The organism is Verrucomicrobiia bacterium, from assembly GCA_035946615.1.
Lineage (GTDB): Bacteria > Verrucomicrobiota > Verrucomicrobiia > Limisphaerales > UBA8199 > DASYZB01.
On record DASYZB010000150.1, the window covers coordinates 51,362 to 65,935 of the forward strand.

At 57.6% G+C, this 14,574-nt stretch carries 13 protein-coding genes; 12 read left to right on the forward strand and 1 reads right to left on the reverse strand.

Going from position 1 to position 14,574, the window contains the following annotated elements; all coding sequences use genetic code 11:
• Positions 1-448: 448 nt before the first annotated feature.
• From VG146_21925 to VG146_21970, 10 genes are all read left to right on the forward strand, one after another.
• The gene (locus VG146_21925; GenBank protein HEV2395018.1) at positions 449-2,977 is read left to right on the forward strand and encodes a heavy metal translocating P-type ATPase metal-binding domain-containing protein; all 2,529 of its coding nucleotides are present in this window, start codon (positions 449-451) and stop codon (positions 2,975-2,977) included.
• Between the two features lie 177 nt (positions 2,978-3,154).
• Positions 3,155-3,343 (forward strand): cbb3-type cytochrome oxidase assembly protein CcoS, encoded by a 189-nt coding sequence (gene ccoS / locus VG146_21930; GenBank protein HEV2395019.1) that lies wholly within the window; start codon positions 3,155-3,157, stop codon positions 3,341-3,343.
• Entirely contained in the window at positions 3,340-5,565 is a 2,226-nt protein-coding gene (gene ccoN / locus VG146_21935; GenBank protein HEV2395020.1) for a cytochrome-c oxidase, cbb3-type subunit I, read from the forward strand. The genes ccoS and ccoN overlap by 4 nt, the downstream gene beginning before the upstream one ends.
• Positions 5,562-5,765, forward strand: a complete 204-nt coding sequence (locus VG146_21940) for a cbb3-type cytochrome c oxidase subunit 3 (GenBank protein HEV2395021.1) — start codon at positions 5,562-5,564, stop codon at positions 5,763-5,765. Before ccoN ends, VG146_21940 begins: the two co-directional genes overlap by 4 nt.
• A complete protein-coding gene (locus VG146_21945) occupies positions 5,758-6,357 on the forward strand; it encodes a cbb3-type cytochrome c oxidase N-terminal domain-containing protein (GenBank protein ID HEV2395022.1) in 600 nt (199 codons plus the stop codon). The genes VG146_21940 and VG146_21945 overlap by 8 nt, the downstream gene beginning before the upstream one ends.
• Before the next feature lie 29 nt (positions 6,358-6,386).
• Entirely contained in the window at positions 6,387-7,859 is a 1,473-nt protein-coding gene (ccoG, locus tag VG146_21950; protein HEV2395023.1) for a cytochrome c oxidase accessory protein CcoG, read from the forward strand.
• A complete protein-coding gene (locus tag VG146_21955) occupies positions 7,856-8,326 on the forward strand; it encodes a FixH family protein (protein ID HEV2395024.1) in 471 nt (156 codons plus the stop codon). Before ccoG ends, VG146_21955 begins: the two co-directional genes overlap by 4 nt.
• On the forward strand, positions 8,326-9,012 hold the full coding sequence (locus VG146_21960) for a sulfite exporter TauE/SafE family protein (GenBank protein ID HEV2395025.1): 687 nt from the start codon (positions 8,326-8,328) through the stop codon (positions 9,010-9,012). Before VG146_21955 ends, VG146_21960 begins: the two co-directional genes overlap by 1 nt.
• Before the next feature lie 223 nt (positions 9,013-9,235).
• On the forward strand, positions 9,236-10,120 hold the full coding sequence (locus tag VG146_21965) for an SMP-30/gluconolactonase/LRE family protein (protein ID HEV2395026.1): 885 nt from the start codon (positions 9,236-9,238) through the stop codon (positions 10,118-10,120).
• Between the two features lie 22 nt (positions 10,121-10,142).
• The gene (locus VG146_21970; GenBank protein HEV2395027.1) at positions 10,143-11,750 is read left to right on the forward strand and encodes a hypothetical protein; all 1,608 of its coding nucleotides are present in this window, start codon (positions 10,143-10,145) and stop codon (positions 11,748-11,750) included.
• 14 nt (positions 11,751-11,764) lie between these two features.
• On the opposite strand, the gene VG146_21975 is transcribed toward VG146_21970, so the two are convergent.
• Positions 11,765-12,481: a hypothetical protein gene (locus tag VG146_21975; GenBank protein HEV2395028.1), complete on the reverse strand. Its 717-nt coding sequence runs from the start codon at positions 12,479-12,481 to the stop codon at positions 11,765-11,767.
• Between the two features lie 469 nt (positions 12,482-12,950).
• Between VG146_21975 and VG146_21980 the strand changes: the two genes are divergently transcribed.
• Together VG146_21980 and VG146_21985 are read left to right on the forward strand one after the other, a co-directional pair.
• Positions 12,951-14,093 carry a hybrid sensor histidine kinase/response regulator gene (locus tag VG146_21980; protein HEV2395029.1) on the forward strand — a complete coding sequence of 381 codons (1,143 nt, stop codon included), beginning with the start codon at positions 12,951-12,953 and terminating at the stop codon, positions 14,091-14,093.
• A gap of 138 nt (positions 14,094-14,231) precedes the next feature.
• Positions 14,232-14,574, forward strand: a 343-nt coding sequence (locus VG146_21985) for a DNA helicase UvrBC (GenBank protein HEV2395030.1), incomplete at its 3' end; no start/stop codon positions are given.

The window sequence follows — 14,574 nt, forward strand, 5'->3', positions numbered from 1 at the left end:
GCGCTTCCCCATCTTTGCTGCGAAAGAGGATAGTGGTGTGGTGTCAAAACATGACAGGAATCACGCCGGTATTGCAACGAGATTCTGATCGATGAAGACGTAAGGAGCGGACAAGGGGGGCAGAGTGGATTGTTAGCCGCAAAAGAACGCCGGGCGCGCGAAGAGAGGGAGAACCTGTCTAACGGTCTTGGCGTTCCTTCGCGCTCATGAGGGTCCGGGGCACAAAGCAAAGATTGCAATGCTTTTGACAAGAAATGGCGAGCCGGCCTAGAGGTGATATACTTTAACCCTAATGAACAGACGTTCTAATTTGCATCCGACAAAGCATTACGCTATAAATAAAACTTTGTAAGACCGATTGTCCGGAAGCTTCAGACCGGGTCAATCGCGCGAGGTTTTTTTGCGAAGCCGAGGGCTTCAGCGGAGAACAAGCGCTGTGAGTGGAACTTTGAATCGAACTTTGGATGAGGCATCCGAGGGCGTGTTGGCGGACGCCGGGCTCGGGCGCATGGGGTCCCGGCTCAATATTTTGAGCGAGGCGCCCAAGCACCCTCCTTGCTTTCATTGCGGCGAGCCTTGCGCGGACGAGGCGTTTTCGGAAGGCGCCAAGGTATTTTGCTGCCAGGGCTGCCTGGCAGTGCATGACGTATTGATCAAAAGCGGGTTGCGCCGGTTTTACGCGCTGAGTTCCAAACCGGGTGCGCGCATCTGCGGCCCGGGTGGCGAGCAGTGGAGCTACTTGGATGAGCCGGCGGTCCGTGAGCGTTTAGTGGATTATACAGACACCCGGACGACCCGTGTCACCTTTCAAATTCCTGCAATCCACTGCGTCGCGTGTGTGTGGTTGCTCGAGAATCTGTTCCGGCTGCATCCGGCTATAGGGGCTTCGCAGGTGAACTTCCTCCGCAGGGAACTCTCAGTCAGTTTCGCGACGGAAAAAATGCGGTTGAGCGAATTGGTGGAACTTTTGGTCTCGATAGGATACCGCCCACAATTGACGCTTGGCGAACTGGATGGCCCAGCCCGCAAGCCGAGTCACAGGCGGGATTGGTTGCAGGCCGGCGTGGCGGGGTTTGCTTTCGGCAACATCATGTTACTGAGCCTGCCGGTGTACCTGGGGTTGGATAGCTTTAGCGAACCGCTGTTCAAGAAGCTGTTTGGCTGCCTCAGCCTGGCCTTTGCGGCTCCGGTCATCGCCTACAGCGCCTCGGATTACTGGCGGTCTGCGTGGCTGTCGGTGCGTCAGCGAATGCTCACGCTCGATGTGCCAATCGCTTTGGGGTTGGCCGCCCTTTATTTCCAAAGCGCCTGGGACATCCTCTCGGGACACGGCGCCGGTTTCCTTGATTCGCTGACGGGTCTGGTTTTCTTTTTGCTCTGCGGTCGGATGTTTCAGCAGAAAACTCACGAGCGAATCGTCTTCGACCGCGATTACAAATGTTTCTTTCCACTTGCGGCCTCACGCAAGAAAGGGTGCGGGGAGGAAAGCGTTGCCATCTCCAGCCTGGCAGTGGGCGACCGGCTTTTTTTGCGCAATGGCGAATTGATTCCAGCGGATGCGCGGCTCATCGAGGGCCCGGCGCGGATCGATTACAGCTTTGTCACGGGGGAGTCCGAGGCGGTCGAGCCCGGGGCTGGAGACTATCTCTATGCCGGGGGCAAGCAGGTGGGTGGGCGCATCGAGATAGAGCTGGCAAAGGCGGTGTCGCAAAGTTATCTGGTCTCATTGTGGAACCACGAGGCCTTCCGCAAGACACGGCAGGAGAGCCTGGATACCCTCACAAACCGGTATAGCGGCTGGTTCACTCTGTTGGTTATTGGTGTGGCTGTGGGGGCAGCCCTCTTTTGGGCGCGCTCGGGCGACCTTGCGCGAGCGGGCAAGGCCTTTGCCTCGGTGCTCATCGTGGCTTGTCCTTGCGCGCTGGCGCTGGCGGCCCCTTTCGGGTTGGGCTCAGCCCAGCGCTGGCTGGCGCGGCGGGGCATTTTCCTTAGAAACCCGCTGGTGCTCGAACGCCTGGTAAACGTGAACGCCATCGTATTCGACAAGACCGGCACGCTCACAACACCGCAAGGTGCTGAAGCGAGCTTTTGGAATGCAGGCGCACAAGCGGCCAAAGAACGCTTGCTCAGTCTGGCCGAGGCAGGATGGGTCTGGGCCGTGGCCCGGCAATCCGCGCATCCGCACGCGGCGCGAATCGCTGAATCCCTGAAGGCCCCAATGCCGCCGAGATTGCAAGGGCATGGCTTTATAGAGAACTGCGGGGCTGGGATCGTCGGGGTTGCGGAGGGTCATGAAATTCGGCTTGGGTCACGACCCTGGCTCGCGAAAGGAGGGGTGAGCACGCCTGATGAACTGGAGCCGCTGGGCAGCGTCTCGTACCTGGCGATTGACGGGCAGTTCCGAGGCGCATTTGTCTTTGGAAACGGGTTGCGCCCGGCGGTGGGGCGATTGGCGCATGAACTTGGGCCGCGTTATAACCTGGCCTTGCTCAGCGGGGATAACGAGCGCGAGCGCGATTCTTTCCGTTCCCTGCTAGGGCCTGCTGCCGGTCTTCATTTCAACCAAACCCCTTTGGACAAACTCGCTTTTATCCGCCAGATGCAGAAGTCGGGTAAAACCGTCATGATGGTTGGCGACGGTCTGAACGATGCCGGCGCATTGAGCCAAAGCGATGTCGGAGTGGCTGTGGTCGAGAAAATTGGCGCTTTTTCGCCTGCCAGCGATGTCATTATGCCGGGGGCAAAGGTCGGCGAGCTGGGCGGCGTTCTCGAACTGGCGCGTGTCGCAGTCAGAATCGTTCGCGTCAGTTTGGGGATTTCTGCGGGTTACAACCTCGCCGGCATCAGCATTGCAGCGGCCGGGATTTTATCGCCGGTGTTCTGCGCCATTCTTATGCCGTTGAGTTCGATTTCAGTGGTGTTGTTTGCCTGCGGCGCTACCCACTGGGCGGCTGAACGGGCGGGGATCAAGCCATGATCTGCATCTTACCTCGGGACTTCGTAACATGAACTACATCTCTAATCCGGCAATGCTTCTCCCTCTCCCCTTCCGACTCGCCGCGCCGTCGCGCCGTCGCAGCGGGAGGGGAGAGGGCCGGGGAGAGGCTTGGGGAGAGGGGTCCCTCCCTGCAGTCCAGCCCATGGCTCCATCTCTATGAGCGTCATCCTCATTTTAATTCTCGCCAGCCTTGCGGTGGCTCTTTTCTTCCTGGGGGTCTTCATCTGGGCCGTCCGCTCCGGCCAGTTTGAGGACACCTGCACCCCATCGCTGCGCGTCCTGAGCGAGGACGACGCCGCGGGACAAAATATTTCCCAACCGACAACCAAAACGAATCATCCATGAGTGTAACTGCCTTCGAGCAGGCTCCTGCTCCTCTCCAGCCGGCGCGCCGGACTCCAGCCGGCCCGATTGAAACGTTTAAGTACGACAACCGCATCGTGCGGGCCTTTGCCATCATGACGGTGGTGTGGGGCGTGATCGGGATGTCAGCCGGTTTATTGGGCGCCGTAGAACTGATTTTTCCCGGCGCAAATCTGAACCTGCAATTCATCACGTTTGGCCGGCTGCGCCCGGTGCATACCAACGCGGTCATCTTCGCTTTTGTTGGCAACGGGATGTTTGCGGGCATCTACTACTCGTTGCAGCGGCTGTGCAAGGCCCGCATGTTCAGCGACATGTTGAGCTGGCTGAATTTCTGGGGATGGAATGCCATTATCGTAGGCGCGGCCATCACGCTGCCGCTGGGTTTTACGACCAGCAAAGAATACGCCGAGCTGGAATGGCCCATTGATATCGCTATCGCGGTGGTCTGGGTGCTCTTCACGGTGAACCTGCTTGGAACGATCCTCAAGCGGCGCGAGCGGCACATGTATGTGTCCATCTGGTTTTACATCGCTACAGCGCTCACTGTGGCAGTGTTGCACATCGTCAACTCGCTCGAAATCCCCGTCACCCTGTGGAAAAGCTACTCGGTTTATGCCGGCGTGCAGGATGCCCTGGTTCAATGGTGGTATGGGCACAATGCCGTCGCGTTCTTTCTGACGACACCCTACCTGGGCCTGATGTATTACTTTTTGCCTAAGGCCGCCAATCGTCCGATCTTTTCGTATCGGCTTTCCATTATTCATTTTTGGGCGCTGATCTTCATTTATATCTGGGCCGGACCGCACCACCTGCTCTACACGGCGCTTCCAGACTGGGCGCAATCCCTTGGGATGGCGTTCTCGGTGATGCTGGTCGCACCGTCCTGGGGCGGCATGCTCAACGGTCTGCTGACGCTGCGAGGGGCCTGGGACAAGGTGCGCGAAGACCCGATGCTCAAGTTCATGGTCGTGGCGGTCACGGCCTACGGCATGGCTACCCTGGAAGGCCCCACCCTGGCCATCAAGAGTGTCAACGCCCTGTCGCATTATACCGACTGGACGATTGCTCACGTTCACACCGGAACGCTCGGTTGGAATGGGTTTTTAACTTTCAGCATGCTGTACTGGCTGTTTCCGCGTTTGTACGACACGAAACTCTGGTCCACCAAGCTGGCCAATTACCATTTCTGGGTCGCGCTATTGGGCATGATGTTTTACGTCGTGCCGATGTACGTCAGCGGGGTCACCCAGGGGCTGATGTGGAAACAGTTTACCACTGACGGGTTCCTTCAGTACCCGAATTTTCTGGAAGTGGTGCAAACCATCCTGCCGATGCATCGGCTGCGGGCGGTGGGCGGCACGCTCTACCTGGGTGGCGTTTTCATGATGGCTTTCAATCTCTATCGCACAGCCAAGAGCGGTCAGTTCGTCCCCGAACAGGAAGCGCAAGCCCCGCGTCTGGGCAAAGAAGCCGCCGCTGAGGCGCCGCACCCGTGGGGGCACCGCTGGCTGGAGGCCAAGCCGATGACTTTCACCGCTCTGGCGGTGGTGGCCGTGCTGATTGGCGGCATGGTCGAGATCATCCCTATGTGGCTTGTGAAGGAAAACGTCCCCACCATCGCTTCAGTGAAACCCTACACGCCACTCGAACTGCTCGGGCGCGACATTTATATTCGCGAGGGGTGCGTCGGCTGCCACTCACAAATGATCCGCCCCTTCCGGTCCGAAACAGAACGTTACGGCGAGTACTCCAAGGCGGGTGAGTTTGTCTATGACCACCCGTTCCTCTGGGGCTCGAAAAGGACCGGGCCGGACTTGCACCGTATAGGGGGCAAGTACCCGGATGCCTGGCATTACAACCATTTGGACGACCCGCGCTCGACTTCGCCCGGCTCGATTATGCCGCGTTACCCGTGGTTGCTAAGCCAGAGCCTCGATACGACGTCGTTACCGGCGCGTATTCGGGCGTTGCGCAAGATAGGCGTGCCTTACCCTGCCGGATACGAGAACCGCCAGGCGGAAAAGGACCTCGAGGCGCAGGCGGTCCAGGTCGTGCAGAATCTCAAAACCGGCTCGGTTACAGCTCAAACCAACAGGGAAATTATCGCCGTCATCGCTTACTTGCAGCGGTTGGGAAAAGACATCAAAGGAGCCCCGGCATCGCCCACCCGAGTCGCAACAGCAAATGGGGCGCGTCTATGATTGAAAATGTAATGCATAAACTGGGCGGAGTGAGCGCTTTTGGCGTGATCTCGATCTGCATCTTCTTCTTGTTCTTTACCGGCATGCTCGTTTGGTCCGTCTTCCTTAAGAAGTCGTACCTCGATTCCATGTGCGAGCTGCCGCTGGAACGCGAGCCGCAAAGCGAACCCTCTGATCACCCTCGAGCCAATCATGAATGAATCAAAAGACCCTTTGTTATTGGACCACGACTTCGACGGAATTCACGAGCTGGATAATAAGCTGCCGCGCTGGTGGGTGTATCTCTTTTACGGCACCATCCTTTTCGCGGTCCTCTATCTGGGCTATTACCACGTTTATGCCAATATTCGCCCGGGGAAAGTCAAATCCAGCGCCGAAGAGTATTTGGCTGAAATGGCCATTGGGAACGCGATTAAGAGCAATGCCATGGCAAGTTTCGAGGCCGGCATCGCCAAACTCGAACCGTCCAAAGACCCGGCAGTCCTGGCTGATGGCAAGCAGACTTTCCTGACCCTCTGCGCCCCTTGCCACCGGGCTGACGCCGGCGGATTGGTCGGACCCAATTTATGCGACAACTATTGGATTCATGGCAGCAACTTCAGCGACAACGTCACGACGATTTGGAATGGCGTTCCGGCCAAGGGCATGGTCACTTGGAAGAACAGCCTCAAGCCTAAACAGGTCTTTGATGTGGCCAGCTACATCTACACCCTGCGGGGCACCCACCCCGTCAATCCCAAGCCGCCGGAGAATCAGGCACCGGTTAAGACGGGACCAAGCGAATTCGAGTAGGCAATTGATGAGGAGTCCTTTTCGTGAATATGCTGGGGCCAACTGAACCTGAATTCCCCAGCCAGCCGGTCGTCCAGGAGGTCAACTGGACCGATTTCCGCGACCACCTCTCGACGGCGGACAAAGAAGGGCGACGCCGATGGCTGTACCCGCGCAAGGCGCGCGGCCGCTTTTTCAGCGCGCGCACCTTCGTGAGTTGGTTGCTTCTGGCGCTGATGTTTGCCGGGCCTTTCCTCAGCATTCATGGCAACCCGCTGTTGTTATTGAACATCATCGAGAGAAAATTCATTATTCTGGGTGAAATCTTTTGGCCGCAGGACATGTTCATGTTCGCGCTTGCCCTGCTGATCTTTATCACGAGCATTCTTTTTTTCACGGCCGCGTACGGGCGGCTTTGGTGCGGCTGGGCTTGCCCGCAAACGGTGCTGATGGAAATGTTGTTTCGCAAAATCGAGTACCTTATCGAAGGCGATTCTCACCAGCAACGTGCTCTCGCAAAGGCGCCATGGACTGCCTCCAAAATCGCCCGAAAAGGCGCCAAGCAGGCGGTCTTCTTTGCGTTGTCGTTCCTGATTGGCAATACCCTTCTGGCTTACATCATCGGCAAAGACCAGTTATTAAAAATCATCACCGACAATCCCGCCCGCCATGCGCAAGGCCTCACGTTCATGGTCCTGTTCACGCTGGTCTTCTACGCTATCTTTGCCCGCTTCCGCGAGCAGGCCTGCACATTTATTTGTCCCTATGGCCGCTTCCAATCGACGTTGCTGGACGAAAACACAATCCTGGTCGCCTACGATTATAAGCGGGGCGAACAGCGTGCCCCCTTGCGCGGCAGGAAAAGCACCGAACAACGCCGCGCTGTAGGCCTGGGCGACTGCATCGCCTGCGAGCAATGCGTCTCGGTATGCCCCACCGGCATTGACATCCGAAATGGGACGCAAATGGAATGCGTCCAATGCACCGCCTGCATTGATGCCTGCGATCAGGTCATGGACCGGATTGGCCGAGCCCGCGGCCTCATTCGGTATGCCTCGTTCAACGGCATCGAACGCGGCGAAAAACTCAGGCTAAGCGCGCGACTGATAGGATATACGTTGGTTTTGCTGGCTTTGGGCGCTTTGTTGACCTTTCTCGTTTTTACCCGATCCGATGTGCAAACTACTTTCCTGCGCGCCCAGGGCGCCTTGTTCCAGAAAATGCCCGATGGCCATTTCAGCAATCTCTACACGGTTCGCGTGGTCAACAAGACCTCGCGCCCGATACCGGTCGAGTTCAAGCTGGTAAACCTCCCCGGGGACCTCCAAGTGATGGGCAAGGCCATCGTCGTCCCTGCGGAGGGGCACGCCGAGACCTCGGTGTTGGTGGACCTGGACCCAAAGGTAATGAGGCCGGGCACAACGCCCCTGGTGGTCGGAGTCTATGCCGAGGGCCGGCGCACCGAGACTCTTCACACGGCCTTTATTGGTCCGCGCGATGATACACAAACAAACCCTCTATGACACCGCCTAAAAACCTCTGGCCAGTTGCCATTATTCTTACGTTCACTCTCTTTATCTCCGGAACTGTCGGCCTGTTGGTCATGGCCTGCTCACAAAAGGAGGACTTGGTCAGCTCGAATTATTACGAACAGGAACTCAAGTTTCAGGGGCAACTGGATCGACTCAACCGCGCGGGCAAGTTATCGGCGCAGTTGACCGTGACCTTTGACCGAGCGCGGCAAGGCATTGCCATTGCGCTCCCGGCCGACCAGGCCCGCCAGCCTGTCTCCGGCAGGATTCAACTTTATCGCCCCTCCTCGGCCGATTTGGACCAGGACCTGGAGCTGAAACCAGACGCCGCGGGTCTTCAGTTTTTGGATGCGCGCCGCCTGCGTTCGGGCCTGTGGAAAGTGCGCATCTCGTGGTCGGCTGGCGGCCAGGATTTCTTCACCGAGCAGAAAGTGGTTGTTACCGCAAAAGCATCGTGATGGATTATTGGACGGCATTGGTTCTGGGGCTGGTTGGCAGCCTGCATTGCGCGGGGATGTGTGGACCACTGGGCCTGGCGCTACCGCACGCGGGGGCGACTCCCTCAGCGTTCTTTGCGGGTCGCGTGGCTTACAATATGGGCCGGATTTTGACCTATTGCGCCCTGGGCCTGCTCTTCGGCCTGGTTGGGCGCTCCCTGGTTCTTGCGGGCATCCAACGATGGGTTTCGATTGGGCTGGGCCTGGCTTTGTTGGGCGCCCTGTTTGGCTCCCGGAAATTAGCGCTCTGGCGCCCCGTAACAGGGCTGGTTGAGCAACTCAAATCGCGCATGGCGCTGCTGCTTCGCCGCCGCTCGTTTGCGTCTCTGGGCTTGCTGGGTTTGCTGAATGGCCTGTTGCCCTGCGGCCTGGTCTATGTTGCCTGTGCCGGGGCGACCGCCACTGGCGGCATCCTTGCGGCTGCGCAGTACATGGCGGCTTTTGGCATCGGAACCGTGCCGCTGATGCTCGCCATCGGACTGTCTGGAAAACTGGTGCCCATTTCCTGGCGCCTCCAACTCCGCAAAGCCATTCCCATTTCCGTTTTTCTTTTGGCGACTCTGCTCATCCTGCGCGGGATGTCCCTGGGCATCCCTTATGTCAGCCCGGATTTATCCGGCGGCAAGTCCGCTTGCTGCGACCGGTAGATGGTTTTCGGAAGCCGACAATCGAGGGTGGAGGCGGCGCGCCGCACCGCCATTGCCTTTAGGCGACGACGCGCGTCTCCCTCTCCTTCTCCTCCAAATCTCCAAAGGAGGAGAGGGAGCCCGGGCGTAATGCTCAAGGGTGGTTGTTCGGGTCGTGGTTTCCTTCTTTACAGTTGACTTTGTTTGCCGTTCTATCCTTGCAAAACGGAATCCGGACAGCGCTATGAAAGCCTCGATTTATTTGATCCTCCTTTGCACGACCCCCCTATTGGCTGCTGAGAGCAGAATCATCGCGCCGGGGGCGACCCTGCAAAAGCTCGCGGACGGCTTTTCGTTCACGGAAGGCCCGGCCTGCGACGCCCGGGGCAACGTCTTCTTCACGGACCAACCGAATGACCGCATCCTCGAGTGGAGCGTCGAAGGAAAGCTTTCAATGTTTATGCAGCCCTGTGGCCGGGCCAATGGACTTTGTTTTGACGCCAAAGGGGGGCTGTGGGCATGCGCCGATGAGAAGAACCAGTTGTGGCGCATCGACGCAGCCGGCAAGGCCACCGTGGTTGTGAAAGATTATCAGGGCAAACTTCTCAATGGCCCCAATGATGTCTGGGTCAGGCCCGACGGGGGAGTTTATATCACGGACCCGTACTACAAACGTTCCTATTGGAATCGTGGGCCTAAAGAAATGCCTGAATGCGTCTATTTCCTCACGCCGGATGAGAAGAAGTTGGTTCGGGTTATCGACGATTTCAAACAACCCAACGGAATCATCGGCACCCCGGACGGCAAAATCCTTTATGTGGCGGACATCGGGGCCGGGCGGACCTATCGATACACCGTCCAAGCGGACGGCTCGCTGAAGGAAAAGCAGCTCTTTTGCGACATGGGTTCAGATGGCATGACTATCGATAATGAAGGCAATGTGTATCTGACGGGCCACGGCGTTTCAGTTTTTGAGCCTTCGGGCAGACTGCTCGAACATATCGACGTGGCCCAGCCCTGGACGGCTAACATCTGTTTCGGCGGGCGAGACCGGAGCACACTGTTTATCACAGCCAGCAAATGCATTTATGGTCTGCAAATGCGGGTGAAGGGGGTTGGAAGCCAGTAATGCAAGTCATGCCCTCCCATTTATGACATGGTATCCCAGAATCCGGTTCAGTGCCAATCTGGCAGCTATTCTTATTTTCACGCGCGCTTTGTTCTCACCACTCGCCGTGCAAGGCCAACCCTCCGGAACCGTCGATCTCTGGGCCCTGGCCAAACGGCGAGCGGCCATTCACCGGTATTCCACTCTCTTTACCGCGCAGGATGTGCGCAATCATCTCTCGAACGAGCAAGGCATTCAAAGCGCCATCGCCTGGTGCAAACAAACTGGGATCACTAAAGTCTATATCGAGGAGTTCCGCGATGGTTACCAGGCCGAACGCGCGACAATCGAACATGCAAAGCAGGCGTTCCTGGCAGCCGGTTTCGACGTGTCCGGTTGTGTCACCACCACTCGCGTGGGCAAACCCTCGACCGGCTGGAAAGAGGTAGCCTGTTGTTACACTGACCAGCCAACCCAGGAAAAGCTCCAGTCCATTTTTGAGTATGCCGCCAGCCTGTTCGACGAAATCATGATCGATGATTTCTGGTTTACCGATTGCGCCTGCCCTCAATGCGACGCGGCGCGCAAGGCCAGGACGGTAACCGTCGGGGACCACACCTATCCTGTCAGGGGCGATACGTGGGAGGATTACCGTTGTGAACTGATGACGCGCCTATCGAGTGACCGGCTGCTTGGCCCTGCAAAACGAGTCAACCCGAAAGTCCGGCTTATCATCAAGTACCCACAATGGTATGACAACTTCCATGTGCGCGGCTACGACGTGTCGCGCGAGACTGCAGAGTTTGACCGGATTTGGGTGGGCACCGAGACACGCGATTACCAGGACAAGCATTGGGGTGGAACGCCCCAATACGAGGGCTATTTCATCATGCGCTGGCTTGGGGCCATCGGCGGCGCCAAATGCGGAGGTGGCTGGTTTGATCCCTATGGCACGACCGAGCACACCTACCTCGAGCAAGCGCGCCAAACGATCCTGGGTGGCGCCAGGGAATCCATGCTCTTCGAGTACAGCTCGCTCCTGCGCGATACCGGCCCAAGGAATGTCGAAACATTACGCGCCCATATCCCCGAGCTGCTGGATGTCGCGGCGCAAGTGCATGACCGCTCGATAACCGGGCTCGCCGCCTACAAACCGCCCAACAGCCATCCGGAAAAAGAAGCGCGCGTCTTCGATTTCCTCGGCATGATGGGCCTGCCCCTCGCCCCATGCCATGAATTCCCCACCAACGCGCCCGCAGCCTTTTTTTCGATTCACGCCCTGAAAGACGCGGAATTTGCCCAGAAGCTTGCCGCCTACATTCGAGCGCGCAAAACGGTCCTGATCACCGACAGCCTCGCCGAGGCGCTGGCCAATCAGGTCGAACTCGCAAAGGCCAACGTTCACATCCTGAATGTGAAACAAGACCCGAAGTCGCTCCTGCAATGGAACCAAGCCCAATTGGACGCTCTTCGCAAGCCGCTGCTGCACCCATTTAAAGTCACCTTCCGCGCGCCCAATCGCGTCGCATTGTACCTCTTTAAAGACCGAAGCTGGGTTGCCGAAAACTTCAACGATGAACCCGCAGCAGTCGAGTTGAACGGAACGGCAATAACTATTCCGCCCCGTGGTTGGGCCTATAAATGGAACTAGCCCGGACCACCTAACTAAAACAGCCTGTTTCCCGAACCGCAGAGGTCCGAAATAGTAACGTAAAGGTCTTTGGCTGGTGCTGGTTCGCCGAACTTCGCCAGAAAGAGGCTGGGCGTGCCGGCATCAATCCATTTAAGCTGCAGTAACGGCTCGATCACCTTTGATGAGCGATCGATTGCCACGGTAAAAAGACTGACCGCACTGCGCGGGGTGTACCAAAGGGCCTGACCGCAGGCGCCTGTTTCGCAGGCCTCGATAGGGCCGCTTTTTATCTCAAGAAAATTGCCCGCCGTAAAGGTGTACCCTTTTTCATCCTGGCCAAACTTCAAGGGAACGATCCTGGTTTGGAGGCTGGAATTGCGCAATCCCGGTTGCTGAGATTTCAGCCATGCCATTAAAGCCTGGTGCTGGACCGGAGTAGTCTCCGCCGGCAGATAAACAACCGCTTGTCCGGGATTTGCCTGAGTTGCCGCCAGATTATCGCTCGAGGACTGCAAAACTGCCAGGCGCAATCCGGCAAACGGGGCGCCCGCGAACTCGCCCCCGGTGAAATTCCAGGCGCGCACCATGTAGCGGCCTTCGAGGGTGGCCTGACTCGAAACAATGCAGCCTCCGGCGTAGAGTTCGCAGGAATGCAGTTCGAGCAAATTGCCCCGGGGTGGCGCATCAACTGCCAAGGCCGGCAAGCCAAAGCCGCAGGCCACACCAATTAAAAGAAGAGCTGTTTTCATAAATTCAACTTTCTATTTCCCAGAATACATACACCACCTCCCGCCCCTGCGCCAGTGGGAGCACATTTTGATTTTTGATTTTTGATTTTCGATTGTGAGAGGATAATGTTTGGGACTGATGGGCCAAGAGTGTGCAGCTATCGGCTGCCTCCTTCCCCCATCCGAGCAATCTGCGGTCTCCGTTTCCGCGTTTTCCGCGTCCTGCGCGGTTCCTTTCCCCTCTGCGTGCGTGAAATCCGGTAATCCGTGGTCAATATGAGTTGGGTTGCCGATGCATTGCGATGGGCAAAGGAATTGCTTAGGAATGGGTGTGGTGCAACACGCGCCCGCGATTTCCCGAGATGATCGGGCAGAGAGTGTCCTGCGACTGTGCGGTTTCGGGACACCGCTTGAGGCAACCACATCGGGTATGTTCGCTTTGCAGCACAGCACGGCTGCCGCCCAATAACAGAACGATGCCCTCGGCTTGATGAAACGAATACTGGTAATCGACGACGAAGAATGGCTGCGCGAGATGGTCCACATGGCGCTGGCCCAAAAAGGGTTCGAGGTGCTTGAAGCCCAGAACGGCGCCGTCGGCGTGGATTTGGCGCGCAAAGCGGCCCCGGACCTGATCCTATGCGACGTGAATATGGACACGATGGACGGCTACGGCACACTGGCGTTATTGCGAAACGACGCCGCGACCGCGTCGCTTCCTTTCATTCTGATGACGGGCCTGGCCGACCACGCGGGGATGCGTCATGGCATGGAGTTAGGGGCCGATGATTATCTGCCCAAGCCCTTCACGATCGAAGCACTGTATGCAGCGGTCGAAGCGCGCTTCAAAAAAGTTCAGACATTGCAGGAGGAGTCGGAGAAGAAACTGGCGCATCTGCGGGACAATATCAGCCTGATGCTCCCACACGAGTTGCGCACCCCCTTGAACGGCATTCTAGCTTACGGTGAAATCCTGAGCGCCGATACCGGGAGTTTAACGGCGGCTGAGGTGGCGGAGATGGGACAGGTGATTCATCAATCCGGCAAGCGCCTGGAACGGCTGATTGAGAATTTCCTGATTTATGCGCAATTGGAGATGCTTGGCAGCGACCCCCAGAAAGCGGGTGCGCTGCTTAAAGAGCAAACGGCCTCGCCGGCGGCCCTAATCGAAAAACATGCGCAGGACCAAGCCCAGGCAGCAGGGCGCGCGGCGGACCTGTCCATGCATTTGGTCGATCTGCCAGTGCCGATGTCCGAGGATTACCTTGCCAAGATTACCGATGAATTGGTGCAAAACGCCTTCAAATTCTCACAACGCGGAACGGTTGTGCAAGTGGCCTTATCGAACGGCGACGGCCATGTGACTTTGCAGGTCACGGACCAGGGCCGCGGTTTTTCAGCCGAACACATCCGGCGGGTGGGGGCTTACATGCAGTTTGACCGCAAGCTTCACGAGCAGCAGGGCCTGGGTTTGGGGCTGACGATAGTCAAAAGGCTGACCGAATTGCACGGAGGAACGATGGATATCGAGAGCGCGCAGGGCGCCAGCACCAGCGTGATCGTCCGGCTGCCGGGCCTAAATCGCTTGCAGGAGACGGCGTCCGCAGTCTCTCATCAGGCAACGTTCCCATAAAAAAAGCCCCAGGCAGGCAATCTTTGATCAGAGACGCCTGATGTCGTCTCCTGCAAAATCACCTCCTCATTTCGCGCGGCGGGAGCGGACCGCTGTCCACGCGTTGACTTGCGCCACGCCCCCCTCCATATTCGCCTTATGGACTTCGACATATCGCGCCTCTTGGCAGACTGGGAATACCAGCCTGGGCAAGTAGTTGTCCGCCGATTTAAAACGAAAGATGGGTGCGAGAAAATCCAATTGCGCGTTGATCTCGGGCTGCTCCAGATGAACGCCGAAGGGCGGCCCGATGGCAAGCGGCCATTCGGTTATACGTCCCTTTATGAACATTACCAGGCCCGGCTGTACAAGCACCTAGCCGCCCATGACGGAGTGGCAGATGGATTCAAACTCAAGCCGGAAGACTGTTCCAAACTCCAACTCGAATTTCTCCAGTATCACCACCGCTATATCTGCCTGCTCCAACTAGAAGATTACGCAG

Excerpts from the sequence above, each read along its gene's own strand:
- VG146_21970 (HEV2395027.1), top strand. The coding sequence starts at position 10,143 with ATGACATGGTATCCCAGAATCCGGTTCAGTGCCAATCTGGCAGCTATT.
- VG146_21975 (HEV2395028.1), bottom strand. The coding sequence starts at position 12,481 with ATGAAAACAGCTCTTCTTTTAATTGGTGTGGCCTGCGGCTTTGGCTTG.
- VG146_21940 (HEV2395021.1), top strand. The coding sequence starts at position 5,562 with ATGATTGAAAATGTAATGCATAAACTGGGCGGAGTGAGCGCTTTTGGC.
- ccoG (HEV2395023.1), top strand. The coding sequence starts at position 6,387 with ATGCTGGGGCCAACTGAACCTGAATTCCCCAGCCAGCCGGTCGTCCAG.
- VG146_21960 (HEV2395025.1), top strand. The coding sequence starts at position 8,326 with ATGGATTATTGGACGGCATTGGTTCTGGGGCTGGTTGGCAGCCTGCAT.
- ccoN (HEV2395020.1), top strand. The coding sequence starts at position 3,340 with ATGAGTGTAACTGCCTTCGAGCAGGCTCCTGCTCCTCTCCAGCCGGCG.
- VG146_21955 (HEV2395024.1), top strand. The coding sequence starts at position 7,856 with ATGACACCGCCTAAAAACCTCTGGCCAGTTGCCATTATTCTTACGTTC.
- VG146_21980 (HEV2395029.1), top strand. The coding sequence starts at position 12,951 with ATGAAACGAATACTGGTAATCGACGACGAAGAATGGCTGCGCGAGATG.
- VG146_21945 (HEV2395022.1), top strand. The coding sequence starts at position 5,758 with ATGAATGAATCAAAAGACCCTTTGTTATTGGACCACGACTTCGACGGA.
- ccoS (HEV2395019.1), top strand. The coding sequence starts at position 3,155 with ATGAGCGTCATCCTCATTTTAATTCTCGCCAGCCTTGCGGTGGCTCTT.
- VG146_21965 (HEV2395026.1), top strand. The coding sequence starts at position 9,236 with ATGAAAGCCTCGATTTATTTGATCCTCCTTTGCACGACCCCCCTATTG.